Origin of the sequence: Streptococcus sp. CCUG 71758, assembly GCF_011714815.1 — a bacterium.
GTDB classification, from domain to species: Bacteria; Bacillota; Bacilli; order Lactobacillales; family Streptococcaceae; genus Streptococcus; species Streptococcus halitosis.
Map to the genome: position 1 here is coordinate 146,723 of NZ_RXXO01000003.1, position 24,661 is coordinate 171,383.

General features: G+C 42.0%; 26 protein-coding genes, 1 pseudogene and 1 riboswitch. Of the genes and pseudogenes, 5 read left to right on the forward strand and 22 right to left on the reverse strand.

Annotated elements, in window-relative coordinates; translation table 11 throughout:
• Positions 1-89 precede the first annotated feature (89 nt).
• The 6 genes from EKB01_RS07170 to EKB01_RS07195 form a co-directional block, all read right to left on the reverse strand.
• A complete protein-coding gene (locus EKB01_RS07170; protein ID WP_000726111.1) occupies positions 90-1,250 on the reverse strand; it encodes an ABC transporter substrate-binding protein in 1,161 nt (386 codons plus the stop codon).
• 88 nt (positions 1,251-1,338) lie between these two features.
• Positions 1,339-1,608 (reverse strand): YlbG family protein, encoded by a 270-nt coding sequence (locus tag EKB01_RS07175; RefSeq protein ID WP_000462131.1) that lies wholly within the window; start codon positions 1,606-1,608, stop codon positions 1,339-1,341.
• Positions 1,609-1,687: 79 nt separating this feature from the next.
• The gene (locus EKB01_RS07180; protein WP_000613460.1) at positions 1,688-2,278 is read right to left on the reverse strand and encodes an ATP-dependent Clp protease proteolytic subunit; all 591 of its coding nucleotides are present in this window, start codon (positions 2,276-2,278) and stop codon (positions 1,688-1,690) included.
• 174 nt (positions 2,279-2,452) lie between these two features.
• Entirely contained in the window at positions 2,453-3,082 is a 630-nt protein-coding gene (gene upp, locus EKB01_RS07185; RefSeq protein WP_000515972.1) for a uracil phosphoribosyltransferase, read from the reverse strand.
• An 88-nt stretch (positions 3,083-3,170) separates the two neighbouring features.
• Entirely contained in the window at positions 3,171-3,638 is a 468-nt protein-coding gene (locus tag EKB01_RS07190) for a cytidine/deoxycytidylate deaminase family protein (protein WP_000136990.1), read from the reverse strand.
• An 18-nt stretch (positions 3,639-3,656) separates the two neighbouring features.
• Positions 3,657-4,214 carry a TetR/AcrR family transcriptional regulator gene (locus EKB01_RS07195; protein WP_167266300.1) on the reverse strand — a complete coding sequence of 186 codons (558 nt, stop codon included), beginning with the start codon at positions 4,212-4,214 and terminating at the stop codon, positions 3,657-3,659.
• 124 nt (positions 4,215-4,338) lie between these two features.
• Here EKB01_RS07195 and EKB01_RS07200 point away from each other — a divergent pair, with 124 nt between their 5' ends.
• From EKB01_RS07200 to EKB01_RS07210, 3 genes are read left to right on the forward strand one after another with little or no spacing between them, the layout of a single operon-like run.
• A complete protein-coding gene (locus tag EKB01_RS07200) occupies positions 4,339-5,184 on the forward strand; it encodes a DegV family protein (RefSeq protein WP_167266303.1) in 846 nt (281 codons plus the stop codon).
• A 57-nt stretch (positions 5,185-5,241) separates the two neighbouring features.
• Entirely contained in the window at positions 5,242-6,423 is a 1,182-nt protein-coding gene (locus EKB01_RS07205) for an NAD(P)/FAD-dependent oxidoreductase (RefSeq protein WP_167266305.1), read from the forward strand.
• Between the two features lie 13 nt (positions 6,424-6,436).
• Positions 6,437-6,958 (forward strand): DUF1697 domain-containing protein, encoded by a 522-nt coding sequence (locus EKB01_RS07210; protein ID WP_042767777.1) that lies wholly within the window; start codon positions 6,437-6,439, stop codon positions 6,956-6,958.
• Positions 6,959-7,002: 44 nt separating this feature from the next.
• Here the strand turns inward: EKB01_RS07210 and EKB01_RS07215 are convergent, their stop codons facing one another.
• Complete coding sequence (locus EKB01_RS07215) at positions 7,003-7,743, reverse strand: MerR family transcriptional regulator (protein ID WP_167266308.1); 741 nt, start codon at positions 7,741-7,743, stop codon at positions 7,003-7,005.
• A gap of 253 nt (positions 7,744-7,996) precedes the next feature.
• Between EKB01_RS07215 and EKB01_RS07220 the strand changes: the two genes are divergently transcribed.
• Positions 7,997-9,337, forward strand: coding sequence for a sodium-dependent transporter (locus tag EKB01_RS07220; RefSeq protein WP_208288075.1), 1,341 nt, complete (start codon positions 7,997-7,999; stop codon positions 9,335-9,337).
• 40 nt (positions 9,338-9,377) lie between these two features.
• Here the strand turns inward: EKB01_RS07220 and manA are convergent, their stop codons facing one another.
• The 8 genes from manA to EKB01_RS07260 all read right to left on the reverse strand — a co-directional run bounded on the left by manA (position 9,378) and on the right by EKB01_RS07260 (position 18,058).
• Positions 9,378-10,322 (reverse strand): mannose-6-phosphate isomerase, class I, encoded by a 945-nt coding sequence (manA, locus tag EKB01_RS07225; protein WP_009729946.1) that lies wholly within the window; start codon positions 10,320-10,322, stop codon positions 9,378-9,380.
• Positions 10,323-10,441: 119 nt separating this feature from the next.
• Positions 10,442-11,881 (reverse strand): 6-phospho-beta-glucosidase, encoded by a 1,440-nt coding sequence (locus EKB01_RS07230; protein WP_167266310.1) that lies wholly within the window; start codon positions 11,879-11,881, stop codon positions 10,442-10,444.
• Positions 11,882-12,012: 131 nt separating this feature from the next.
• Positions 12,013-12,273, reverse strand: coding sequence for a SemiSWEET family transporter (locus EKB01_RS07235; protein WP_001291473.1), 261 nt, complete (start codon positions 12,271-12,273; stop codon positions 12,013-12,015).
• A 204-nt stretch (positions 12,274-12,477) separates the two neighbouring features.
• Positions 12,478-12,825, reverse strand: a complete 348-nt coding sequence (locus EKB01_RS07240; RefSeq protein ID WP_167266313.1) for a VOC family protein — start codon at positions 12,823-12,825, stop codon at positions 12,478-12,480.
• A 109-nt stretch (positions 12,826-12,934) separates the two neighbouring features.
• The gene (gene spxB, locus EKB01_RS07245; protein ID WP_167266316.1) at positions 12,935-14,710 is read right to left on the reverse strand and encodes a pyruvate oxidase; all 1,776 of its coding nucleotides are present in this window, start codon (positions 14,708-14,710) and stop codon (positions 12,935-12,937) included.
• Between the two features lie 317 nt (positions 14,711-15,027).
• Complete coding sequence (locus EKB01_RS07250) at positions 15,028-17,271, reverse strand: heavy metal translocating P-type ATPase (RefSeq protein WP_167266319.1); 2,244 nt, start codon at positions 17,269-17,271, stop codon at positions 15,028-15,030.
• Positions 17,272-17,280: 9 nt separating this feature from the next.
• Positions 17,281-17,652, reverse strand: a complete 372-nt coding sequence (locus EKB01_RS07255; RefSeq protein ID WP_000935075.1) for a cupredoxin domain-containing protein — start codon at positions 17,650-17,652, stop codon at positions 17,281-17,283.
• Positions 17,653-17,662: 10 nt separating this feature from the next.
• Positions 17,663-18,058 (reverse strand): CopY/TcrY family copper transport repressor, encoded by a 396-nt coding sequence (locus EKB01_RS07260; protein WP_001167184.1) that lies wholly within the window; start codon positions 18,056-18,058, stop codon positions 17,663-17,665.
• Positions 18,059-18,241: 183 nt separating this feature from the next.
• Positions 18,242-18,340, forward strand: a riboswitch (TPP riboswitch).
• 84 nt (positions 18,341-18,424) lie between these two features.
• Here EKB01_RS07260 and thiD point away from each other — a divergent pair.
• Positions 18,425-19,216, forward strand: coding sequence for a bifunctional hydroxymethylpyrimidine kinase/phosphomethylpyrimidine kinase (gene thiD / locus EKB01_RS07265; protein ID WP_000221719.1), 792 nt, complete (start codon positions 18,425-18,427; stop codon positions 19,214-19,216).
• A 48-nt stretch (positions 19,217-19,264) separates the two neighbouring features.
• On the opposite strand, the gene thiE is transcribed toward thiD, so the two are convergent.
• The 7 genes and pseudogenes from thiE to EKB01_RS07300 all read right to left on the reverse strand — a co-directional run bounded on the left by thiE (position 19,265) and on the right by EKB01_RS07300 (position 24,521).
• Positions 19,265-19,897, reverse strand: a complete 633-nt coding sequence (thiE, locus tag EKB01_RS07270; RefSeq protein ID WP_045617465.1) for a thiamine phosphate synthase — start codon at positions 19,895-19,897, stop codon at positions 19,265-19,267.
• A pseudogene (locus EKB01_RS07275) lies at positions 19,890-20,692 on the reverse strand (hydroxyethylthiazole kinase). The gene thiE and the pseudogene EKB01_RS07275 overlap by 8 nt, the downstream one beginning before the upstream one ends.
• Positions 20,692-21,216, reverse strand: coding sequence for an energy coupling factor transporter S component ThiW (gene thiW, locus EKB01_RS07280; RefSeq protein ID WP_001244055.1), 525 nt, complete (start codon positions 21,214-21,216; stop codon positions 20,692-20,694). Before thiW ends, EKB01_RS07275 begins: the two are co-directional and overlap by 1 nt.
• Before the next feature lie 3 nt (positions 21,217-21,219).
• A complete protein-coding gene (gene tenA / locus EKB01_RS07285) occupies positions 21,220-21,912 on the reverse strand; it encodes a thiaminase II (RefSeq protein ID WP_045617466.1) in 693 nt (230 codons plus the stop codon).
• Positions 21,913-21,922: 10 nt separating this feature from the next.
• Positions 21,923-22,573 carry an energy-coupling factor transporter transmembrane component T gene (locus EKB01_RS07290; RefSeq protein ID WP_167266322.1) on the reverse strand — a complete coding sequence of 217 codons (651 nt, stop codon included), beginning with the start codon at positions 22,571-22,573 and terminating at the stop codon, positions 21,923-21,925.
• A gap of 1 nt (position 22,574) precedes the next feature.
• Positions 22,575-23,960: an ABC transporter ATP-binding protein gene (locus EKB01_RS07295; RefSeq protein ID WP_167266325.1), complete on the reverse strand. Its 1,386-nt coding sequence runs from the start codon at positions 23,958-23,960 to the stop codon at positions 22,575-22,577.
• Positions 23,961-24,521, reverse strand: a complete 561-nt coding sequence (locus EKB01_RS07300; RefSeq protein WP_038805710.1) for an ECF transporter S component — start codon at positions 24,519-24,521, stop codon at positions 23,961-23,963.
• Positions 24,522-24,661: the final 140 nt, after the last annotated feature.

Consider the following 24,661-nt stretch of genomic DNA (forward strand, 5'->3'; position numbering starts at 1 on the left):
AGAAAATTTCATCATTTTCACAAGTTCATAAACACCGAAACAGGGAGTGAGTCAAAGGCTCATTCCCTATTTCAACTACTATTCTAATGTTATGGTTTTACAACTTCTGCTGCTTCTACTTTACCATTGTTCATGGTCATCATGTAAGCAGTTTTCACTGTATTGTGGTCAGCATCAAAGCTCGTTTGACCAGTTACACCATCAAAATCTTTTGTTTTAGCAAGGTTATCCTTGATCTCACCTGAGTTTTTAGCACCTTTTGCAGCATTGGCTACTAGGTAAACTGAGTCATAAGCCAAGGCTGAGAAGGTTGAAGGTTCTTCATTATATTTAGCACGGTATGCTTCAAGGAAGGCTTTAGCTTTTTCAGAAACATCAACTGTAGTTGAGAATCCTGAGATGAAGTAAATGTTTGATGCTTTTTCAGCTGTTGCTTGTTGAACAAATTCTTCACCGTTAAATCCATCACCACCAACGATTGGTTTATCAATTCCCATACCACGGGCTTGGTTTACAATTTTACCTGCTTCTGTGTAGTAGCCTGGAACAACGATAGCGTCAAACTCTTTCCCTTTCATTTTAGTAAGGGCTGCTTGGAAGTCTGTATCACCTGCTACAAACGTTTCATCTGCTACAATCTCACCCTTGTAGGTTTCGCGGAAAGATTTAGCAATACCTTTAGCATAGTCACTAGCATTGTCAGTATAAAGAACAACCTTCTTAGCATTCAATTTGTTTGTCACATAGTTTGAAATAATCTTCCCTTGGAAGCTATCTTGGAATGTTCCGATAAATAGGTAATCTTGACCTTTGGTCAATCCATCTTGAGTAGCACTTGGTGAAATCAATGGCACTCCAGCTTTGGTAGCGTTAGCTACAGCTGCAGCAGTTGCACCAGATGTCGCAGGTCCTACAATAGCTGCTACTTTTGATTGTGTTACTAGGTTCGTTGTAACAGAAGCTGCTTCGGCAGTTTCTGACTTGTTGTCTTTGTCTACAACTTCGATTTGTTTTCCATCGATACCACCTGCTGCATTGATTTCATCAACGGCAAGTTGAGCTCCTTTTTGTTCAGATGTTCCGTAGGCTGCTACGGCACCTGTTTCTTCAAAGTTAAATCCGATTTTAATTGTCTTTTCATCGACTGAGTTACCAGCAGCGTTTGAGGCTCCTGATTTGACCTCTCCACAAGCGGCGAGAAGGGCTACGCTAGCAAGGGCCACAAAAGATAGGGCAAATTTTTTCTTCATTTTTTATCTCCTTATAGTATTATTCCAAAATAGTATGTTAAGAATATACCGAATTATCAGAAAATTGTCAACCTTTTTATTCACTTTTTTAAATGATAACGTTTTCTTTATTTCGATAGAGATTGCCAACAAAGGGAGTTTCTAACTCTTGAATGTGACACCGTCTAATTTTCTTGATAAATCTTTCCTTACCTAATCTCTCTACTAAGTCATCTAACTCCTCAGTTGGAACATAGAGTTGCAAGTAGCGATGCTTCTTAGAATGGTAACAGATGTCACCGTATTCCTGAAGTTTCTTTGCATCCCGATTATAGTAAAGATAGATGATTAATCCTGATCGATTGACCTTTTCAAACATGATAAATCCTCTTTCTAAGAAATCTTCTCCTAATTATATCAAAAAAAGCAAACCCCGTCGAGTTTGCTTTTTAGGTTGGTTAGCTCAAAGAATTGTTGACCATGATTTCATCAATAAAACCATACTCAAGTGTTTCTTGGGCACTCATCCAGTAATCACGTTCTGCGTCTACATGAATTTGCTCGACTGATTTACCAGAGTTATCTGCAAGGATTTGCTCCAAAGTCTTACGAGTTTTAAGCAAGTGCTCTGCAGCGATTGCCATATCTGTTTGTTGGGTACCACCACCTGTACCACCCATTGGTTGGTGAATCATATACTCTGCATTTGGAAGCATGAAACGTTTACCTTTTGCGCCACTTGATGCAATGATAGTCCCCATTGAGGCTGCCATCCCCATCACGATGGTTTGGACATCTGCCTTGATAAAGTTCATAGTATCAACGATTGCCAAACCAGCTGAAACAGAGCCTCCAGGTGTGTTGACATAAAGGTAAATATCTTTTGTACTGTCTTGGGCATCCAAGAAGAGCAATTGGGCAATAACGGAATTGGCCATGTTGTCTTCAACTGGTCCAGTCAACATGATGATACGATCTTTTAGTAGACGTGAGTAAATATCATATGAACGTTCTCCACGGCTTGTTTGTTCAATAACTACAGGAATCATTCATTTCTCCTTTTAATGTTGAATTTTCTTAGTCATACGACTTCAATACAGAACTATTATATCTTTTTGGTCAAAAAAGGTCAAATTTTTGCTCTATTCTCTAAACAGAAACAAAAACTCAACCTCCTTTCAAGTCAAAAACAAACTTCTAGTTTCAATATTTACTTTGGGATTTTATTTAGTACCGAACAAGCGGTCTCCAGCATCTCCAAGACCTGGAACGATATAACCGTGTTCGTTCAAGCGTTCATCCAAAGCCGCAGTAAAGATTTCTACATCTGGGTGTGCTTCTTGAAGGGCTTTTACACCTTCTGGAGCAGATACCAGGCAGACAAACTTGATATTGGATGCGCCACGTTTTTTAAGTGAATCTACAGCCAAGATTGCTGAGCCACCTGTTGCCAACATTGGATCAACGACAAAGATTTGACGTTGGTCAATATCCTCAGGCAATTTCACCAAGTATTCAACTGGTTGAAGGGTTTCTTCATCACGGTACATACCGATGTGTCCAACTTTTGCTGCTGGAACCAGATTCAAGAGACCATCTACCATCCCGATACCTGCACGCAAAATTGGGACAATCGCCAATTTTTTACCAGCCAATTGTTTTTGAACGGTCTTTGTGATAGGTGTTTCAATTTCAACGTCTTCAAGTGGAAGATCACGAAGTACTTCATATCCCATCAACATTGCAATCTCATCTACTAGCTCACGAAAAGCTTTTGTAGAAGTGTCTGTACGACGCAAGATTGACAATTTGTGTTGAATGAGTGGATGATTAATGACTTCAATTTTTCCCATTTTCTGAGTTCCTTCTTTCAATTTATTCTTCTTATTATATCAAAAAACGGTTTAAAAAGCTTTCTAAACCATTTATTTTTATTAATTTTTAAATCAAATCTGCCTCTTGAAGAGCTGTCTGAACAGTCTCTAATGGTAAATGGGTTAACTCGGTGCCTTTTTCATGATAAAGGTACTGGGCATAGTCATCCATTCGGTACTGGTTGATATAAACCACGCGCTTGCAACCAACTTGTAGCAGTTGTTTGGTGCAGTTCAGACAAGGGAAATGGGTCACATAGGCTGTAAATCCTCTGGGAACCCCTCGCTCAGCCCCTTGGAGAATAGCATTAACCTCGGCGTGAAGGGTTCGAACACAGTGACCTTCAATGACCAGACATTCGTGGTCAATACAGTGTTCCGTTCCTGATACGGAACCATTGTAGCCTGTTGAAATGACTTTATTGTCCTTAACGAGGACAGCTCCCACCTTGGCACGTTTACAGGTCGAACGATTGGCAATCAGTAAAGCCTGGGCTGCAAAGTACTCATCCCAAGCCAGTCTTTTTTCTGTCATAGCTCTTCTCCTTTTCCTCTATTTTTTGAAAAATGGCAAGCGTAAATCTGCAATCTTTTCAGCCGGAACCTTCATGCCATCCTTAATCCATTTGAGCAGAACCGATACGATGGCAGAGCTCCAAAACGAGTGAAGGTAGCTGCTGACACCTTTTGACTTTCCATGGTATTTTTCCAGAAATTCCTGCATAGCTTGGACAAAAATCTTTTCCAAGTGGTAGTCCAGAGCGAGTTGGATAACCTTGGCTTCTTTCTTGGCTGCTCGGAAAAGGTGTACCCAGACTAGATAAAGGTCTGTTTTGACATCGTAGTGGCTCAACTGTCCCATAATGTTATGGACACTGCGTTTAAAAACACTTTCCAAAATCTCTTCTTTGGAGTCATAGTTACGATAGAAGGCGGCACGAGAGACGCCCGCACGTTTGACCAGCTCCGAAATGCTAATCTTGGCCATGTCCTTTTTCTCCAGTAGTTGCAAAAGAGCCGTCTCGATTGCTTCTCTGGTTAAAAAATTGGATTCTTGATTTGATTTTCTGAGATTTTCAAGAGATTTTTCAGATATTCTACGTTCAGACATAACAATTTCTTTCTACTTGTAACAACAGAGAGGTGGTGCTTTTGTTTCAAGGACATTCATGATACAATTGTAAAAAAAGACAGAACCTTTGTCAATGTATAAGTGACAAAGATGGAGAATTTCTATGACTTGGAAGATTGTAGCTGACTCTGGTTGTGATTATCGTCAACTGGCAACTCCTGCTATTGATACTGAATTTGTTAGTGTTCCTTTAACCGTTCAAGTAGCTGATCAGGTCTTTATTGATGATGCCAATCTTGACATTGACCACATGATGGAAACCATGTATGCGACTTCTGAGGCTTCAAAATCAGCTTGTCCTAGCCCTGATGATTACTTGCGTGCATTTGAAGGTGCAAAGCATATCTTTGTCGTTACCATTACTGGTACTCTTTCAGGTAGCCATAATAGTGCACAACTCGCTAGAAATATTTACCTTGAAGAACACCCTGACACTCAGATTCATGTGATTGATAGTTTATCTGCTGGTGGGGAAGTTGACCTAATTGTAGAAAAAATCAATGACTTGATTGATCAAGGACTTTCTTTTGAAGAAATTGTTGAAGCTATTACAGTCTACCAAGAAAAAACGAAGTTGCTCTTTGTTCTTGCTAAAGTTGATAACTTGGTCAAAAATGGCCGTTTGAGTAAGCTTATCGGTGCAGTTGTTGGCCTTCTCAACATCCGTATGGTTGGGGAAGCAAGTGAAACTGGAACTCTAGAACTACTCCAAAAAGCGCGTGGACCAAAAAAATCCCTTCAAGCAGCCTATGAAGAGCTCATCAAGGCTGGCTATGCTGGTGGTCGAATTGTCATGGCTCATCGCAACAATGAAAAATTCTGTCAGCAATTGTCAGAACGCTTGCTGGAAACCTTCCCACAAGCGGATATTAAAATCATCCCGACGTCTGGTCTCTGCAGTTTCTATGCAGAAGATGGCGGTTTGTTGATGGGATATGAAATTAACTAAGATTATGAGCAACAAGAGATGCCAAGCATCTCTTGTTTTTTGTGGTACAATAGAGCTATGAAACATTTTGATACTATTGTCATTGGTGGAGGACCTGCAGGTATGATGGCTACCATTTCCAGTAGCTTTTATGGTCAGAAAACTCTTCTCATCGAAAAAAATCGCAAACTTGGAAAAAAATTAGCTGGAACGGGCGGTGGTCGTTGTAATGTAACCAACAATGGAAGCTTAGATGACCTTCTGGCTGGAATTCCTGGAAATGGACGCTTTCTGTACAGTGTCTTTTCCCAGTTTGATAACCACGATATCATCAACTTTTTTACGGAGAATGGTGTTAAACTTAAGGTCGAGGACCACGGACGCGTCTTTCCTGCTAGTGACAAGTCTCGGACCATTATCGAGGCGCTAGAAAAGAAAATCACTGAACTCGGTGGTCAAGTTGCTACTCAAACAGAAATTGTTTCGGTTAAAAAGATAGACGACCAGTTTGTCCTAAAGTCCGCAGACCAAACCTTCACTTGTAATAAACTGATTGTCACAACTGGCGGAAAATCCTATCCTTCTACTGGTTCAACTGGTTTTGGTCACGAGATTGCCCGTCATTTTAAACACACCATTACTGAGCTCGAGGCTGCTGAGAGTCCATTATTAACAGATTTTCCACATAAGGCCTTACAAGGGATTTCACTGGACGATGTGACCCTAAGCTATGGCAAGCATGTCATCACTCATGATCTGCTCTTTACCCACTTTGGTTTGTCAGGTCCTGCTGCCCTGCGTATGTCCAGCTTTGTCAAGGGTGGAGAAGTTCTTTCACTGGATGTTTTGCCTCAACTTTCTGAGAGCGACTTGGTAGCATTTCTAGAGGAAAATCGGGAAAAATCCTTGAAAAATGCTTTGAAAACTTTGCTTCCGGAACGCTTGGCTGAGTTTTTTGTACAAGGATTTCCTGAAAAAGTCAAACAGCTAACTGAAAAAGAACGCGAGCAACTACTCCAGTCTATCAAGGCTCTCAAAATCCCTGTTACTGGCAAAATGTCTCTTGCCAAGTCCTTTGTCACCAAAGGTGGCGTCAGTCTCAAGGAAATCAATCCTAAAACCCTTGAAAGCAAACTCGTTCCTGGGCTCCACTTTGCTGGCGAGGTACTGGATATCAATGCCCACACGGGCGGCTTTAACATCACTTCTGCCCTCTGCACCGGCTGGGTGGCAGGCTCCAATCCAATAAATACCAAATAAGAAAGGAAGTCCTTTGGAACATATTATTTTACTAAGAGGCGTTACTCCTAATGGAAAAAATGCTATCCCGAAAATGTCTTATTTGGTAGATATTTTGACAGAAGCTGGTTTTCAACACGTTCGAACCTATATTCAAAGTGGGAATATCATTCTTGAGAGTGACTCAGATTTAGAAGAAATACGAGAACGCGTTCATACTTTGATAAAGGAAAAAATTGGGGCCGACTTAAAAATGGTTATCAAGAATAAGAACGATTTTGAAAAGATTGTTCATGAGAATCCATTTAAAGAAGACTATCTTCATGATCGTGTGCATGTAATTCTTTATCAAGGACTTATCCAAAGTCTGCCACTAGAAAAATTGAAAACTGACTACGGCGAGGAAGAAATCTGTGTAGGCGATTACTGTCTCTACCTCTATCTTCCTAGAACTGCAAAACAAAAAAAGCTCAATACCAACTATCTTGAAAAATTGTTTGGCGTGGTTCTGACCATGCGAAAGTTAAACGTAGTTGAAAAACTATTAACCAAATAGTACTTGAAACCAGAAAAAATCAGCAGAGGTAACTCCGCTGATTTTTATTTTGTCTGTGTCTGAACGTAAGCCGCAATGACATCTGATGTGTACTGGGCTGTTCCAGGTCCAAATTTGTCAATGTTTTCCTTAAACTCTGGGTTATAGACGTATCCTTTGCCGATATGGCCAAATACTTCAATAGAGCAGTCAAATCCATAAGTACGAAGGGCTTGCAATAGTTTAGCTGCCTCTTCCTGGTTTTCGGCTGCTGTTGTAGCTAGTCCATTTTTAAGGTTTTGAGCTAAAGTTTGAAAAACTTGATTGAAGGCGGCTGTGGCCTCTTCTTCGCGACCTTTTTGGCGTTCAAGCGCTTGGCCCATGACTTCCTGTCCATATTTCTCTACCGCCTCTTGGTGGTATTTTTGATGGTCTTGGTAGTTAAATCCAGCAAATTTCTCTTGAATACTCATTTCTCTTTCTCCTTTTTGTTCTTGAATGGTTTTTTGCAAGGTGGAAATCAAGGTATCCAGATGTTGCCTTTCTCGAGTTAGATAGTCCAACTGCCTAGTCAAATGAGGCAATAAATCTGTCCTTTCTTCCTTTAACAGCTCTGCTATTTTTTCTAAAGAAAAACCTAGATATTTGTAATACAGAATAACCTGAAGGCGTTCCAAATCCTCTTGACTGTAGGTTCGATAGCCATTTTCCGACTTCAACGGAACCAAGAGCCCTATCTTATCGTAGTGATGCAGGGTCTTAACAGAGACACCTGAAAGCTGCGCAGCTTCTTTTATATGGTACATGATTTCCTCCTTACAAGAAATAGTATAACCCCTCCCCCTAGGTCAGAGTCAAGTGTTTTTGAGAAAAATTTTTAACTTTTTGAGAAAGGTGTGAAAACTTGAAAATGGTTTTCTTGACAGACCTTAGAAAACATGATAGGATAGTCAAGTCTATCAATCAAACAGAAGGCTCATAAAGAGCCATTGAGAGAAGGCTATTTGACAACTCAAGTAGCCTTTTCTTATTTTAAAAAAGGAGATTGGAGTTTCAACTATGTCAGAAAAATCGCAATGGGGCTCGAAACTAGGCTTTATTCTAGCATCTGCTGGTTCAGCCATCGGGCTTGGTGCCGTTTGGAAGTTTCCCTACATGACTGCTGCTAATGGCGGTGGTGGCTTTTTACTAGTCTTTCTCATTTCCACTATTTTAATCGGTTTCCCGCTCCTGCTGGCTGAATTTGCCCTTGGCCGTAGTGCTGGCGTTTCCGCTATCAAAACCTTTGGAAAACTTGGCAACAATAACAAGTACAACTTTATCGGTTGGATTGGTGCCTTTGCCCTCTTTATCCTTCTCTCCTTTTACAGTGTCATCGGAGGATGGATTCTAGTCTATCTGGGTATTGAGTTTAGGAAATTGTTCCAACTTGGTGGAACGGGTGATTATGCTCAGTTGTTTACTTCAATCATTTCAAATCCAGCCATTGCCCTTGGCGCACAAGCTACCTTTATCTTGTTGAATATCTTTATTGTATCACGTGGGGTTCAAAAAGGGATTGAAAAAGCCTCAAAAGTCATGATGCCGCTACTCTTTATCATCTTTGTCGTCATCATCGGGCGCTCTCTCAGCTTGCCAAACGCCATGGAAGGGGTTCTCTACTTCCTCAAACCAGACTTTTCAAAACTAACTAGCGCTGGTCTCCTTTATGCTCTGGGACAATCTTTCTTTGCCCTCTCACTAGGGGTTACAGCCATGCTGACCTATGCTTCTTACTTAGACAAGAAAACCAATCTGGTCCAGTCAGGGATTTCCATCGTAGCCATGAATATCTCAGTATCCATCATGGCTGGACTAGCCATTTTCCCAGCCATGTCAGCCTTCAATATCCAGTCTGAAGGGGGACCAAGCCTCCTTTTCATCGTCTTGCCTCAACTCTTTGACAAGATGCCTTTGGGAACCATTTTCTACATCCTCTTCCTCTTGCTCTTCCTCTTTGCGACGGTTACTTCTTCTGTCGTGATGCTGGAAATCAATGTGGGCAATATCACCAATCAGGACAACAGTAAGCGCGCTAAATGGAGTGCTATTTTAGGGATCTTGACCTTTATCTTTGGTATTCCTTCAGCCCTTTCTTACGGTGTTATGTCGGATGTCCACATCTTTGGGAAGACCTTCTTTGACGCTATGGACTTCTTGGTTTCCAATCTCCTCATGCCATTTGGAGCCCTCTGTCTGTCACTTTTTACTGGCTATATCTTTAAAAAGGCTCTTGCTATGGAGGAACTCCATCTCGATGAAAGAGCATGGAAACAGGGACTTTTCCAAGTCTGGCTCTTCCTTCTTCGTTTCATCATTCCAATCATCATCATTGTGGTTTTCATCGCCCAATTTATGTAATTAAAAAGGACTTGAGTAGTAAACTCAGGCCCTTTCTTTTTTATGGATGACTAACAATCAATTCCAAACCTTGACCTTCCAAGGTCCAAGCTTCGACATCACTTGGTAGGATAAAGTGGCTGCCTTTTTGGATTGGATAGTTTTTCCCGTCAACAGTTAGTTGGCCTTGACCAGCTAAGACACTGAACAGGCTGTAGTCAGCTGTCTTTTCAAAGTCAACTTTGCCAGTGATTTCCCACTTGTAAACTGCGAAGAACTCGCTGGAAACGAGGAGTGTAGAACGCAGGTCATCAGCTTTGACAGTCACAGGTCGGCTATTAGCAGGCTCCCCAATATTTAGAACATCAATGGATTTTTCAAGGTGAAGTTCACGCAAGTTGCCCTTGTCGTCCTTGCGGTCAAAGTCATAGACACGGTAGGTAGTGTCACTAGACTGCTGGGTTTCAAGAATCAAGATACCCGCCCCGATAGCGTGCATGGTACCACTTGGTACATAGAAGAAATCTCCAGCTTTAACTGGTACTTTTGTCAACAGCGCATCCCAGTTTTTGTCCTCGATTTGCTGGCGGAGTTCTTCTTTTGATTTGGCATTGTGACCGTAGATAATCTCTGAACCTTCATCCGCAGCGATGATGTACCAGCACTCTGTTTTTCCGAGCTCGCCTTCATGCTCTAGTCCATAGGCATCGTCTGGGTGAACTTGAACACTGAGCCAGTCGTTGGCATCTAGAATCTTAGTCAACAGTGGAAATACAGGTTCTGGACGATTGCCAAACAACTCACGGTGTTCCGCATATAAAGTAGCTAGGTCTGTTCCCTCAAAACGACCATTGGCAACTTTAGAAACACCATTTGGGTGGGCTGAAATAGCCCAGTATTCTCCTATTTTTTCACTCGGGATGTCGTAGCCAAACTCATCACGTAGCTTGGTTCCACCCCAGATTTTTTCTTGCATAACTGATTGTAAAAATAATGGTTCTGACATCTTGATCTCCTGTCTATTTTTCTCCCCTCATTATAGCAAAAAGCTTGATCTAATTGAACTCTTTTTCACATCTTATAAAGTAGGGAGAAGATTTTATAAAAATAGTGAACAAATGTGCTCTACTTAATACTTGCACCATTGCTGGCAATGACATCCTTGTACCAGTAGAAGGATTTCTTCTTGCTCCGTTTGAGACTTCCTTGACCTGCATTATCACGATCCACATAGATAAAACCATAGCGCTTGTTCATCTCGCCTGTTCCAGCTGAAACCAGATCTATACAACCCCAAGTCGTATAACCAAGCAATTCAACGCCATCTTGGTAAATAGCATCTCGCATAGCCTTGATATGGGCCTCTAAGTAAGCAATCCGATAGTCATCTGCTACGTAGCCATTTTCATCTGGCGTGTCCATAGCACCGAGGCCATTTTCTACGATGAACATAGGCTTTTGATAACGATCCCAGATGGCATTGAGGGTGATACGAAGCCCCAGTGGGTCAATCTGCCAACCCCATTCTGAGGATTCCAGATAGGGATTTTTGATAGAGGTAAAGACATTTCCAGCTGTCAGATCCGTCATTTCTGGATCGCCTGAAGCCACTCGACTCGCATAATAAGAGAAAGAAACAAAATCAACAGTGTGATTCTTCAACAAGTCCAAATCCTCTGCCGTCATTTCAATCTTAATTTCCTCACGCTCCCACTGCTTCTTGGCATAGTTTGGGTATTCCCCACGCGCTTGAACATCAATGAAAAAGTAACTCTTACGGTCTTCTTCCATGGCTGCCCAGTAGTCTCTCGGATGGGCAGTGTTAGGATAATATTGCCCTGCTGCCAACATACATCCCACCTTGTTTTCTGGATCAATTTCGTGAGCAATTTTAGTCGCCATAGCCGAGGCTACTAACTCATGGTGGGCTGCTTGGTATTTGACTTGCTCTTGATTTTCCCCCTCTTCAAAACAGATCCCAGCTCCTAAAAAGGGGGCATGCAGAATCATATTGATTTCGTTGAAGGTGAGCCAGTACTTGACCAAGCCCTTGTAACGGGTAAAGAGGGTGCGACAGAGATTTGCGTAAAAGTCCAACATGCGACGGTTGCGCCAACCACCGTACTCCCTGATTAAGTGCATGGGGCAATCGAAATGCGTGATGGTCACCAGTGGCTCGATCCCATGCTTGTGGCACTCCTTAAACAAATCCTCATAAAAGGCTAGACCAGCTTCATTTGGCTCTGCTTCATCTCCCTTAGGAAAAATCCGAGTCCAAGCGATGGAAAGTCGATAGGTTTTAAAGCCCATTTCTGCAAAAAGCGCAATATCTTCCTTGTAATGATGGTACATATCAATGGCTTCCTTTGCTGGGTAAAAATAGCCCTCCTCAAACGAAAACATCTTTTTCTGACCTGTAATAATGGCCTCACGGTCTGGACCAATCGGTACCACATCCACATTAGCAAGACCACGACCGTCTTGATTATAAGCACCCTCACATTGATTAGCCGCCGTTGCACCACCCCAGAGAAAGCCTTCTGGAAATTGTAGTATTTCTGTCATCACTTTACCTCGATTGATTTATTACTTCTATTATACTAAAAAGAAGGCAAAAGGTTTTGAACTTTCTGGATAATGATAGCACTAAACTTACTTTTATATATACGAAAAAAAGACTGAAACCAGTCTTCTTTTTAAATCAAAGCTGTGATAGCCGTTACCAGACCAAAAACGATACCTGGTGCATTAGCAGCCGCGAGGGGAATATCTCTTTCTTTCTTGAAAAGACCGTAATAAACCCATAGACTACAGTTGATGGCTGCGACTAAGGGTTGGATGAAGTTGCCTTTTTGACCAGCCAGGTTGTTCATGATTTGTGGGAAGTAAGAGACATACATCATAACAGACATGAAGGTCGCTACCCAACCCAAAATTTTCATTTGTTTTTCAGACATTTTCAAAACCTCTTTCATTTTTATGAATCATATTTTATAATCTTTCTTCAAAACAATCAAGACTTTGAAGCTTTTGTTATGAAGATGTAAACTATCACAATCTTGTGATAAGAAAAAGACCGGATTGCTCCGATCTTTTAATAATTCACATTCTCAATTTCTGTTTTAAAAATAGCTAAGGTTAACGTCAAATGACTACGCGCCCTACTTCATACGATAAAAATCAATCACTAGACCAGCAGGGCCTTTAACTAGTAGCGATTCCGTTCCCCAATCAGTTACAGCCGGACCGTGTAAAATGTCGGCACCAAGCTCTTTCAACCGTTTGTAGTTCTGCTCTACATCCTCAACCTCAATGTGAAGAATGATTCCTGACTGAAAGTTTTCCAAAGAAATCAAATGTTTCTCTGACAACATAAGACAATGACTGCCAATCGTGAACTGAGCAAAACTGTCATCAACATAATCGGCTTTTTTATTCAAAATACGCTCCAAGTCAGCACAGACTTGAGGAACATCTGAAACGATAATATCTAATTGATTTAAATTCATTTACTATCCTCCAGAAAAAGACCGGATTACTCCGATCTTTTCAAGTTCGACTCTTGAAAATCAAAGAATAAAATCTTCAATGTTTACTTTTGATTTTCGATGAGAGAAATTATTTGATTGCGCGTGATTGCAATCCTTCTTCTTCCAAGAAGAGGCGGAATGGTACAAGCTCTTCTGCTTCGTATTTTTCCTTGAAGGCTTTGATGGCTTCTTCTGAATGAAGTTTTGGATCGAGTTCAAGTACTTCTACTGGAAGTGGACGGTGTTGCGTGATGCGAGCATCGATAACAACAGTTTTACCTTCTTTGTTGAGTTTCACAGCTTCTGCAACAACTGCATCGATGTCTTCGATACGGTCTACTGTAAACCCTACAGCACCTTGTGCTTCAGCGATTTTCGCATAGTCAGCATTAGGGAAGTCACAACCAAACAAGTGTTTGTTTGTGTCTTCGTATTTGTCCTTGATGAAGGCATATTTACCATTTGAGAAGACAACGTTGATAACTGGAAGATCGTATTGAACGTTTGTGATAACGTCTGGGTAGCACATGTTGAATGCACCGTCACCCATGATGTTCCATACTTGGCGATCTGGATTGTCTTTCTTAGCAGCGATACCACCAGGAAGGGCAATACCCATTGTCGCAAAGAGTGGAGATGTACGCCACATGTTCTTAGGTGTCATGTGAAGGTGACGAGTAGATGTTTGAGTAGTGTCACCTACGTCGATTGAGTAGATAGCGTCTTGATCAGCATGTTTGTTGATTGCATTGTAAACTTGGTACAATTGCAATTCACCCTCAGTTTTACCTTCGAGTTTGTTCATGTAATCACGCCAGTTTTGGTTGTTCTTAACGTTTGCACGCCACCATGGAGTAGATTCAACTGGGTTCACTTTGTCAAGAAGGGCTTGTGCTGCTTGACCTGCATCACCAAGAATAGAAGCATCAAGGGCATGACGTTTACCAAGTTTGTAAGGGTCGATATCGACTTGGATGAATTTTTCAGTGTTCTTGAAGGCTTCGTAAACTTCAGCAAATGGGAAGTTTGAACCAAGGAAAAGAACTGTGTCTGCTTCAAAGACCACTTCGTTGGCTGGTTTCCAACCAACACGGTAAGCAGAACCTGTCAAACCTTCATAGTTCCATTCAAAAGCTTCAAAGTTTTTACCAGTTGTGATGATTGGTGCTTTGATTTTACGTGACAATTCAGTAATCACTTCACCTGCTTTAACACCACCGTAACCAGCATAGATAACTGGACGTTCAGCATTGTTCAGGATTTCAACTGCTTTGTCAATTTCAACTTCGTTCAAGGCAGGAGCGATGAATGAACGTTCGTACGAACCTGAACCGTAGTATGAGTTTTCATCGATTTCTTGGAAACCGAAGTTTACTGGGATTTCAACAACAGCTGGACCTTTTTTAGAAACTGCAGCGCGGCAAGCTTCGTCGATTACTTTTGGCAACTGCTCAGCGTAAGCGACACGTTTGTTGTAAACAGCGATACCGTTGTACATTGGGTTTTGGTTCAATTCTTGGAAGGCATCCATGTTGAGTTCGTTAACTGGACGTGATCCAAGGATAGCAAGGAATGGAGTGTTATCCATAGCTGCATCGTAAACACCGTTAATCAAGTGAGTCGCACCTGGACCACCTGAACCAACTGCAACCCCGATTGAGCCGCCGAATTTAGCTTGCATGACTGCTGCAAGAGCACCTGTTTCTTCGTGACGAACTTGCAAGAAGCGGATATCTTTGTCTTCAGCCAAAGCGTCCATCAATGAGCTGAGTGTTCCTGATGGGATACCGTAGATTGTGTCTACGCCCCATGTTTTCAATACATTAAGCATTGCTGCAGATGCAGTAATTTTCCCTTGAGTCATAATGATAACTCTCCTTCAATTATTTTTAAAACTTGATTCATCCGTTTTCATATATTATTTGGAAACGTTTCAGCAAATTTTTACTCTACTACTTTACCACATTTGTTTTGGGTCTCCTAAGAATGTGCTCAGAAATTTTTATTATCTATTACAGTACAGTTTGAAAACGTTTTTAGTTTCTGTTTTATAATAATACTCAATGAAAATCAAAGAGCAAACTAGGAAGCTAGCCGCAGGCTGTACTTGAGTACGGTAAGGCGACGCTGACGTGGTTTGAAGAGATTTTCGAAGAGTATAAAAAGCGAGCAAGCTCGCTTTTAGTCTATTTTACTAAAGTTTAGCATGAGTGAACTGGTCAGAACGGATACAGAACTAAAGGCCATGGCAAGACCTGCCAGTTCTGGATTGAGGGCCAGTCCAACACCTGAAAAAACTCCTGCTGCTATCGGAATGCCGACGACATTGTAGATAAAGGCCCAGAAAAGATTGAGCAGAATACGGTTAAAGGTTTTCTTACTCATGTCAAAGGCACGAACCACTCCTAGGAGGTTATTGGTTGTTAACACCAAATCTGCTGACTCGATGGCGATATCGGTTCCAGCACCCATGGCAATTCCCACATCTGCTACACTGAGGGCTGGCGCATCATTAATACCATCCCCAACAAAGGCTACTTTGCCAGACTCTTGTAGTTTATGGATTTCATGGGCTTTTTCTTCTGGCAAAACACCTGCAATGACCTCTTCAATACCAATCTGATCGGCAATAGCACGCGCCACACCTGCATTGTCTCCTGTCAGCATGACTGTTTTAAGACCACGTTTTTTCAACTGACTGATGGCCAGCTTGGCATTTCCCTTGGGAATGTCTTGCAAAGCAAGCAAACCTTTGATTTCATTGTCCACAGCCAAGAAAACAACTGTCTTAGCTTCTTTTTCTAGTTCTTCTAGTTTTTCTTGATAAGCGCTAGAAATATCCATACTATCCAGCATTTTAGCATTTCCAAGCAGAACTTGTTTTCCAGCTATTTGCCCTGAAACACCTTTTCCATGCAAGGCTTGGAAATTTTCAACAGTTTGAAGCTCAAGTTCTGCTTCACTCGCCCGTTTGACAATGGCTTGAGCCAATGGGTGTTGAGAGGATTCTTCTAAGGAAGCTGCCAAGCCAAGTACTTCATTCTCATCGCCAATGATATCTATGACCACTGGTTTTCCTTCCGTCAAAGTCCCTGTCTTATCAAACACAATAGTTTGGACTTTCTGAATTTCCTGTAAGACTGTTCCATTTTTGAGAAGAACCCCCATCTTGGCACTGCGTCCTGTCCCTACCATAAGAGCTGTCGGTGTTGCAAGACCCAAGGCACAAGGGCAGGCAATAATCAAAACCGCAACTCCATAGAGAAGAGAAGACACAAAGCTAGCTCCAAGCACGACTACACTATCCCTGAGCAAGACGAACCAAACCCAAAAGGTCACGATTCCTAAAATGACAACTGCTGGGACAAAAATCCCTGAAATCTTATCCGTCAAGTCCTGAATCGGTGCGCGACTGGTTTGGGCTTTCTTCACAAAATCCACAATCTGTGCCAAAACAGTCTCTGAACCAACTTTTTCTGCCCTAAAAACAAGCGTTCCGCTATTATTGATGGTGGAGCCAATGACGGTATCTCCAACTGTTTTGTCTACCGGCAAGCTCTCACCTGTCACCATGGATTCGTCAATACTAGAGACACCTTCTACTACGACCCCATCAACTGCAATCTTTTCACCGGGCCGCACTCGAATCAGGTCACCTACCTTGACTTGGTCCAAGGGGACTTGAACATAGCTATCCTCACGCAAGACTTCCGCTGTTTTAGCCTGCAAATCCAGTAGTTTCTCCACAGCTTGGGAAGTATTTTTCCTCATTTTCTCTTCAAAAACTGCCCCCAAAAGAACGAAGAAGAGGATAAATCCAGCACTTTCAAAGTAGACAGGGAGCCCAGCGAAGAGGGCAACTAAACTATAGAAATAGGCCACTAGAGTTCCCAAAGCAACCAAGGTATCCATGTTGGCATTGTGTTTTTTAAAGCTGGCCCAAGCACTCTGAATATAAGGACCACCTGCTACTAACATAATAGGCGTTGTGGCTAGAAAGGTTCCCCAATGCATGACTTGGTGACTGATACTACCTGTCAACATCCCAATCATGAGAATCACAAGAGGCACAGTAAAGATACTAGTAATCCAAAAACGCTGTAAAAGTGATAAAGATTTTCGAGTCTTCTCAACAACTGTATAACTGCCCTTTTGCATTTTCATTCCACATGAGAATTCATGCTCACCCAACTCTTGAGGTGTAAAACGAATGACCTTTTCCTCGTCTACTCCGATTGGTTCCAAGATTCCTTCTTCTTCAAAAAGAATTTCCTTGTAACAGTTTGAAGGGGTGGCACGGTGAAAGGTAATTTCCGCCGGAATCCCTTTCTGAAGCTGGATATGGGCTGGATGATATCCTTTTTCAGCTGTGATATGGATTTTTTGAATGCCATTTTCCAGGCTTGCTTTCACAATTTCTGTCATAATGTTCTCCTACTCTACAATCATCTTGCCGTGCATCATGTTCATACCACAAGCAAAGCCAAACTCTCCAGCTTGCTCAGGCGTGATTTCCACTACATACTCTTCCCCCATTGGCAGGTCAGCATGCACACCGAAGTCTGGAAAAACAATTTGGTCCAGACAGGGTGAAGGATCCTTGCGGTCAAAGACAATACGTGCTGGCACTGATTTCTTGAGGATAATCAACTCAGGAGTATAGCCTCCCATGACTTCCACTCGAATCTCTTGATAGCCCTTTTTTTGCTGGGCCTTTTGTCCAGATTTTTCAGGCTTTTTAAAAAACCAAAACAAGATAAACGCGATAAGGGCAATACAAACAATGGTTACAATACTATTTAACATGACGTCTCCTTTACATACAATTACATTTTACTTCAGCAACTGCACTAGCTTTTTTCTCAGAAATCACAGCTTCCAAGTCTGCCAAATCAGCCTGAGTGAAATCACATTCCGCAATCAAGTCAGCCACCAACTGCTTCATCCTACGAGAACAAACCTTGTCCTTGATATCTCGGACAAGCAGGTCTCGGCTTTGGTCTAAAGTTAAAAGGGCTGAATAGACAAAGGACTTGCCCTCTTTTTTCCTAGTCAGGCACTCTTTCTCTACTAAGCGAGCCAAAAGAGTCTGAACCGTGGACTTGGACCAGTCAAACCGCTCCGCCAAAACCCTGATCAAATCCCTACTGGTCTGCTCCCCCTGCATCCAAATAATCTTCATGACCTGCCATTCTGCATCTGAAATCTGCATCAGCACACCTCCAAAATCTACATTTGTCAATTACAATTATCAGTATACCTCCAAAATCTACATTTGTCAACTATAATTTTTATTATTTTTTCGAAAAATAGAATTCTAATCATGTAACGAGAGATTTGCAGTCAAATTTTACTATATAAACTATAAAAATATGCTATACTGAAGAAAAAAGAAAACAACCACTAGGGGTGCGTAAAGCTGAGATTAACGACTGTTAGATCCCTTTGACTCAATCTAGGTAATGCTAGCTGATGGAAGTGGAAATGATAATGAGGACTAGCTGGTCTTCTATTGCTTTCCTGAAACAGACTAGCTTGTTCTTAAGAATACAAACTTCAGTTGGTTGGGAGGTTTTAGATGACTTATTTACCCGTTGCTCTAACTATTGCAGGGACTGACCCTAGTGGCGGTGCTGGCATTATGGCTGATTTAAAGTCATTCCAAGCTAGAGATGTCTATGGAATGGCCGTTGTGACCAGTCTTGTCGCTCAAAATACCAGAGGCGTTCAGCTAATAGAGCACGTCTCCAACCAAATGCTGGAAGCTCAATTGGATAGTGTCTTTTCAGATATCAAGCCTCAGGCTGTAAAAACTGGGATGTTGGCAACTACTGAGATCATGGAGATCATCCAACCCTACCTTAAAAAGCTAGACTGTCCCTATGTGCTTGACCCTGTTATGGTCGCTACGAGTGGGGACACCCTGATTGATTCCAGTGCCAGAGACTACCTAAAAACAAATCTGCTTCCCCTTGCAACCATTATCACTCCCAATCTTCCTGAAGCAGAAGAGATTGTTGGTTTTTCGATTCATGACCCAGAAGACATGCAGCGTGCTGGTCGCCTGATTTTAAAAGAATTTGGTCCTCAGTCCGTTGTTATCAAAGGTGGTCATCTGGAAGGTGGTGCCAAGGATTTCCTTTTTACCAAGGAGGAGCAATTTGTCTGGGAAAGTCCAAGAATTCAAACCTGTCACACCCATGGTACCGGATGTACCTTTGCTGCTGTGATTACGGCTGAACTAGCCAAGGGCAGAAGTATTTACCAGGCAGTGGATAAGGCCAAGGCCTTTATCACAAAAGCCATCCAAGACGCTCCTCAACTCGGACATGGTTCTGGGCCAGTCAATCATACAACTTTTAAAGATTAAGAAAAAAACTCTCTAGCTCCTACTTTAAGGGAATTAGAGAGTTTTTGATTAGGAAACAATGTCATCTAGCTTTGTTAAAAAGGCTTGTGTTTTTGCCTCAATATCTTCTGCCTGCATCAAATCACGTACGACAGCTACTCCAGCTATACCCGTGCCGATAAGTTGGTCAATATTCTCTGACGTCAAGCCTCCGATAGCAACTACTGGAATGGCGACCGTTTGGCAAATTGTTTTCAAGGTTGAAATCAGAGTGATAGGAGCATTTTCTTTGGTCGTAGTCGGGAAAATGGCTCCTGTTCCCAAGTAATCCGCACCCGATGTTTCTGCTTCGAGAGCTCTTTTAACTGTTTTAGCAGTGACACCGAGGATCTTTTCAGGACCCAAGACTTTGCGGGCAACCGAAACTGGTAGTTCATCGTCGCCAATATGCAAACCTGCAGCATCGACTGCTAGACAAACATCCAAACGATCATCGATAATCAAGGGGACCTGATAGGCATCTGTAATTTCCTTGACTTGTTTTGCCAGTTGATAGTATTGATTGGTGGTGAGATTTTTTTCTCGTAGTTGGATGATGGTAACACCTGAACGGCAGGCTGTCTCAACTTTTTCAAGAAAGCTTTCCAAGGAATCTTGGTAGCGATTGGTTACTAGATACAGTTTAAGTACTTTTCTATTCATAAAAGTCTCCTTTGATGGCTTCTAGCCAATTTTCGTCTCTTCTTAGGAGAGAGAGTTGATTGAGAACTTGGTAACGAAAATCTTCCAATCCCATTCCTTGAACAAATATTTTCTCAGCAGAGATATTGAGATAAGAGACCGCTAGGCAAGAAGCTTCAAAGGCAGTCCTTCCTTGGCTGAGAAAAACGGCTGTCAAGGCACCAACCAAGTCTCCTGTCCCTGTTATCCAGTCCAATTCTGCACAGCCATTCCTCAATACGCAACTTGATTTTCTGAAACGATGAGGTCCTTGGGACCCGTGACTAAGAATGACATACCAGGATAAAGCTGACACCAGTCCTTCAAGGCTTGAAGCAGATCCTCAGTTTCTTGATCTTTAGCACTAGCATCAACCCCAACTCCGTGGTGCTTTAAACCAACAAGACTCCGTATTTCCGACATATTTCCTTTAAGGACCGTGGGCTTGTATTCTAAAAGATCTCTAACTAGTCCCTTACGAATGGGAGATGCCGCTACGCCAACCGCATCTACCACCATTGGGAGACAAGCTTGGTTTGCATAAGAAGCTGCCATACGAATTGCTTTCTCCTTCTCGGCTGACAAATGCCCCAAATTTATGAAAAGAGCCTGGCTTTGCTTAGTAAAATCAAGAACCTCACAAGGGTCATCTGCCATGACTGGTTTGCATCCCAGAGCCAAAATGCCATTAGCCAGCATCTCACAAGAAATCTCATTGGTAATGCAGTGAATCAAGGAACTGGTTGCCAGAGGGAAAGGATTTGTCAATTTCTGCATCAGTCTATCCTTTCTCCAAAGAAATATCCTTGTACTTTTTTAAAGAATTCCTGCTTGATTAAAAATCGAAAGGCGAGGAAAGCTATGGCTGTACCAATCAAGGTCGCTCCAAAAAATCGCGGAGTATAGATAAACCAGCTGAGCTTTGCCGCAGATCCCGTAAAGAGAACCATGACAGGATAGGAAACAATGGATCCGATAATCCCTGTTCCCAGAATCTCTCCAAGGGCAGAATAGTGAAATTTTCGACCGTACTTATAAAAGAGACCTGCAAGGAGGGCTCCAAAAGTAGCTCCTGTTAGGGCCAAAGGCGGAATGCCTTGAGTAGACATACGGATAAAGGCTGTGACAGTAGCCATGACTAAGGCATAAACAGGCCCCATCAAGATTCCTGCAAGAATGTTGACTACACTGGACATCGGTGCCATCCCTTCAATTCGAAAGATGGGTGTAAGAACTACGTCAAGAGCAATCATCATGGATAAAATGGTTAATTTGTGAACTTGAAGTTGGTGGTTTCTCATTTTCTATTTCTTCTCTTTTTCTAAGGACTGCAAATCACTCGTCCAGGTTTGGTGTTGGTAAGCCATCTCCCAAAACTTGGCTTCCATGTGGACACTTCGGTGGAAGGCCTCTAGCATTTTTTGTTTGTCCGTCTCATTGCTTTCTCGATAGAGCTGATTGACCAGTGCTTCTTCCTCTTTAATCTGCTGTTCTAATTCATCGGTGATATAGGTTTCAATCCACTGTTGATAAAGAGGATTCGGGGATGGTTTGCGATTCAGTGCCTTGCCCAAATCATGGTATAACCAAGGACATGGGAGCAAACTAGCAAAAGCAATGGCTAGATTTGCTTCTTCAAATTGACGATAAATGTGAGAAATGTAATGATAACAGGTTGGAGCAATCGGTTGCTCCTCCATTTCCTGGTCACTGATTCCTAATTCCTTGAAAAATTGTTGGCGGATAAACAACTCACCATCCACTAGACTCTGGGCATTTTGTTTCAAGAGTCTTTTCATCTTCTCATTTGAAGTCTTATCAGCCAAGAGGTGATAAGCTTCTGAAAAAGACTTCAGGTAATAAGCATCCTGAATTAAGTAATAGCGGAAAATAGAAGGTTCTAAATTCCCCTCTTGCAACTGTAAAACAAAAGGGTGATGAAAGGAGGCCTGCCAAGCTTCCTTGGATAATTCCATAGCAATATCTGTAAATTCCATAATAACTCCTTTATAGAAATAAACTGGTTTGAAGCAATAAAAAGATAAGCAGGTAGATTAATTTTGTTTTTTTAGGAATATAAAAAATCCGATAGCTATTCTTCAACTGTGCATGTTCGTCATATCCGTGCGCAGATAGAGCTCTCAAGTAAAGATGGCGCCATCTAAAAACTGTCATCAGAACCTTACTGTAAATCAAGGGCGACCAAACATGCAGTTCTTGACCACGTAATAGGCAAGCTTCCTTGAGGGACTTGATTTCCTGCTGAATGAGGGGAAAGGCATTGAATACAACTATCAAGGCATAGGCCCAAGAACGCGATAACCCCTTTTGAGCCAAGTAGAGGAGAAGCTCTTTTAGGGAAATACTAGAAACAAAGACAAGACCAATACAAACGGTCACAAAAGCCCTCGTTCCAAGCATGACTGCCTGCGAAGCATCTCCATGTAACTGAACTGCCCAGTAGTTGGCCAAGGATGGCAAAATGGCGAGCAGAATCATCCAAGCCAATACTTTAAATCGACGGTAATAGAGCATAAAGAGAATACAAAATGCTGCTACCGAAAGATTAAGAGCAATCGAAGGAATGAAGGATGTTTCCAAGGATAGAATTAGAAAGAAGAGGCTGATAACTGGTGTCTTGGTTGCTACTTTGATCATACTACCTCACCTCCCCTAGAGTATCATTATTCAGAGATGGGAGAGGTTTGCTGATGGTCACGTCTTGAAGATGGCTTAGACCCTCACTAGTCATCTCAATCCAATAATCAACCACAGAGATCAAGGGATCTAAACGATGGCTAATGATCAGAAAACTTCTTCCCTGATTTCTCTCCTCCACAATCCACTGACAAAAATAGTTACAAGCTCTATCATCCAAACCAGCAAAAGGTTCATCTAGTAAAATCACAGAAGACTTGCTGGTCAAGATGGTCAAGAGCTGAAGAATCTTTTGCTGACCACCACTTAATTGATAGGGACTCTTATCGAGTGCCTGCTCCAGATCAAAATATCCTAAAGCTTGGAGTATCCGCTGATTTCTTTCAGAATCAGGTCCATCTAATTGAAGCTCTTCTCGCAGACTGGCTCTGATAAACTGCTTCTCAGCTTCCTGAACAACACCCGTCAGGTCACTATACAAACTCTTTTTCTTTTTTAGAACCGAACCCTTCCAAGTAATTCGTCCTTTATACTTTTGAAATTGAAGAATAGACCGAAAGAAGGTTGATTTCCCGACACCATTGTCACCCAAGATACAGGAAATCCCTTGGTAAAATGTGAAATCCGCAATCGAAAAGAGGGGGCGATGATCCAGCTCACAAGTCAAACGGTCCATATGAAATAGTTCTGGGCTAGAAGCAACTTCCTTTGAAGCGACCTGTATCATCTCAGAGGAAGGGATTTGAAACACTTCTCTTAGTTGACCGTCTCTTAGCTCCACCATATGGTCGATATAGGCTTCATAGTCTGTTAAATCATGGTCACACAGGATGACTGTCTTCCCATCAAGAGCCAACTCTTTTAGAATCTCCAATATCTCGATTCTGCTCTTGCGGTCAATGGAAGCGAAGGGCTCATCCAAGAGATAGACCCTAGGATTCATAGCAAAGAGGACAGCTAGCGCAGCCTTTTGCTTTTCCCCACCTGATAGGTGATGAATGGGACGGTGCAAGATTGGCTCGCAACGACATTGCCGGATCACCTCTGCTATTTTAGCATCAATCTCTTGAACAGGATGGCCGATATTCTCCAAGGTAAAAATCAGTTCCTCAAACAAGTTCTCCATGGTAAATTGATGATTGGGATTTTGAAAGAGAATGCCAACCGTCTGAACACGTTCAACGATTGAAAGCTGACTGACTAGCCTCCCATCTATCAGGACTTGACCACTATAAGGTAAGGAAGTGACCTGGGCAATGATTTGAAAAAGGCTGGATTTTCCTGAACCACTGCTCCCAACTAACAAGGTAAAAGCTTGCGCATGAAAAGTAAAATCAATCGGCTCCGAAAAGATTGGGGACTGAATCCCCCGTAGTTCCAGCCCCATCTACGCCTTTCCTCCAGCTGCAAACTGATGGTAGAGTTTGACAATGGCACGAACCAAGATGGTACAGAAGAAAAAGACGGAAATAAAACGAACCACAAGCAAGGAAAGGACAAAAGGAAGGGAGAAGGCGTAGTAACCTAACTTAATGTATTCATAGACAAAGCTAACAAGCGTAATCCCAATACTATTGGCAGTTAGAGAGAGCCAACTTTCATAGCGATTCTTGGTTACGAGAAAACCAAATTCACTTCCCAAACCTTGAACTAAGCCGGACAAAAGAGCACCTAGACCGAATTGGCTACCATAAAGAACTTCAGCAAGTGCAGCAAGCACTTCTCCAATCGTCGCACTTCCGACTCTTGGAACAAAGATGGCCGCAATGGGCGCAGCCATACACCAGAGACCAAAGAGGATTTCATTGGCAAAGGCCTGCAAACCAAGAGGGGCCAAGATTAGGGTGAGGATATCAAATAGATAGCCCGAACCCACAAAAACGCCACCAAAAAAGATAGACAAGAAAGCAAGCAAGATAACATCTTTTAATTGCCATTTTTTCAACATAAAAAACTCCTTTTTTAAAGAAAAGTGGGGCATTCAAGAAGAGCTACCAAAAGGCTTGCCGTCAAGCCTATCCTCTTTTGATAAACAAAAAAACTCCAATTACAATCAAGAATTAGAGTTTAGCTTACAAGATTAGACAG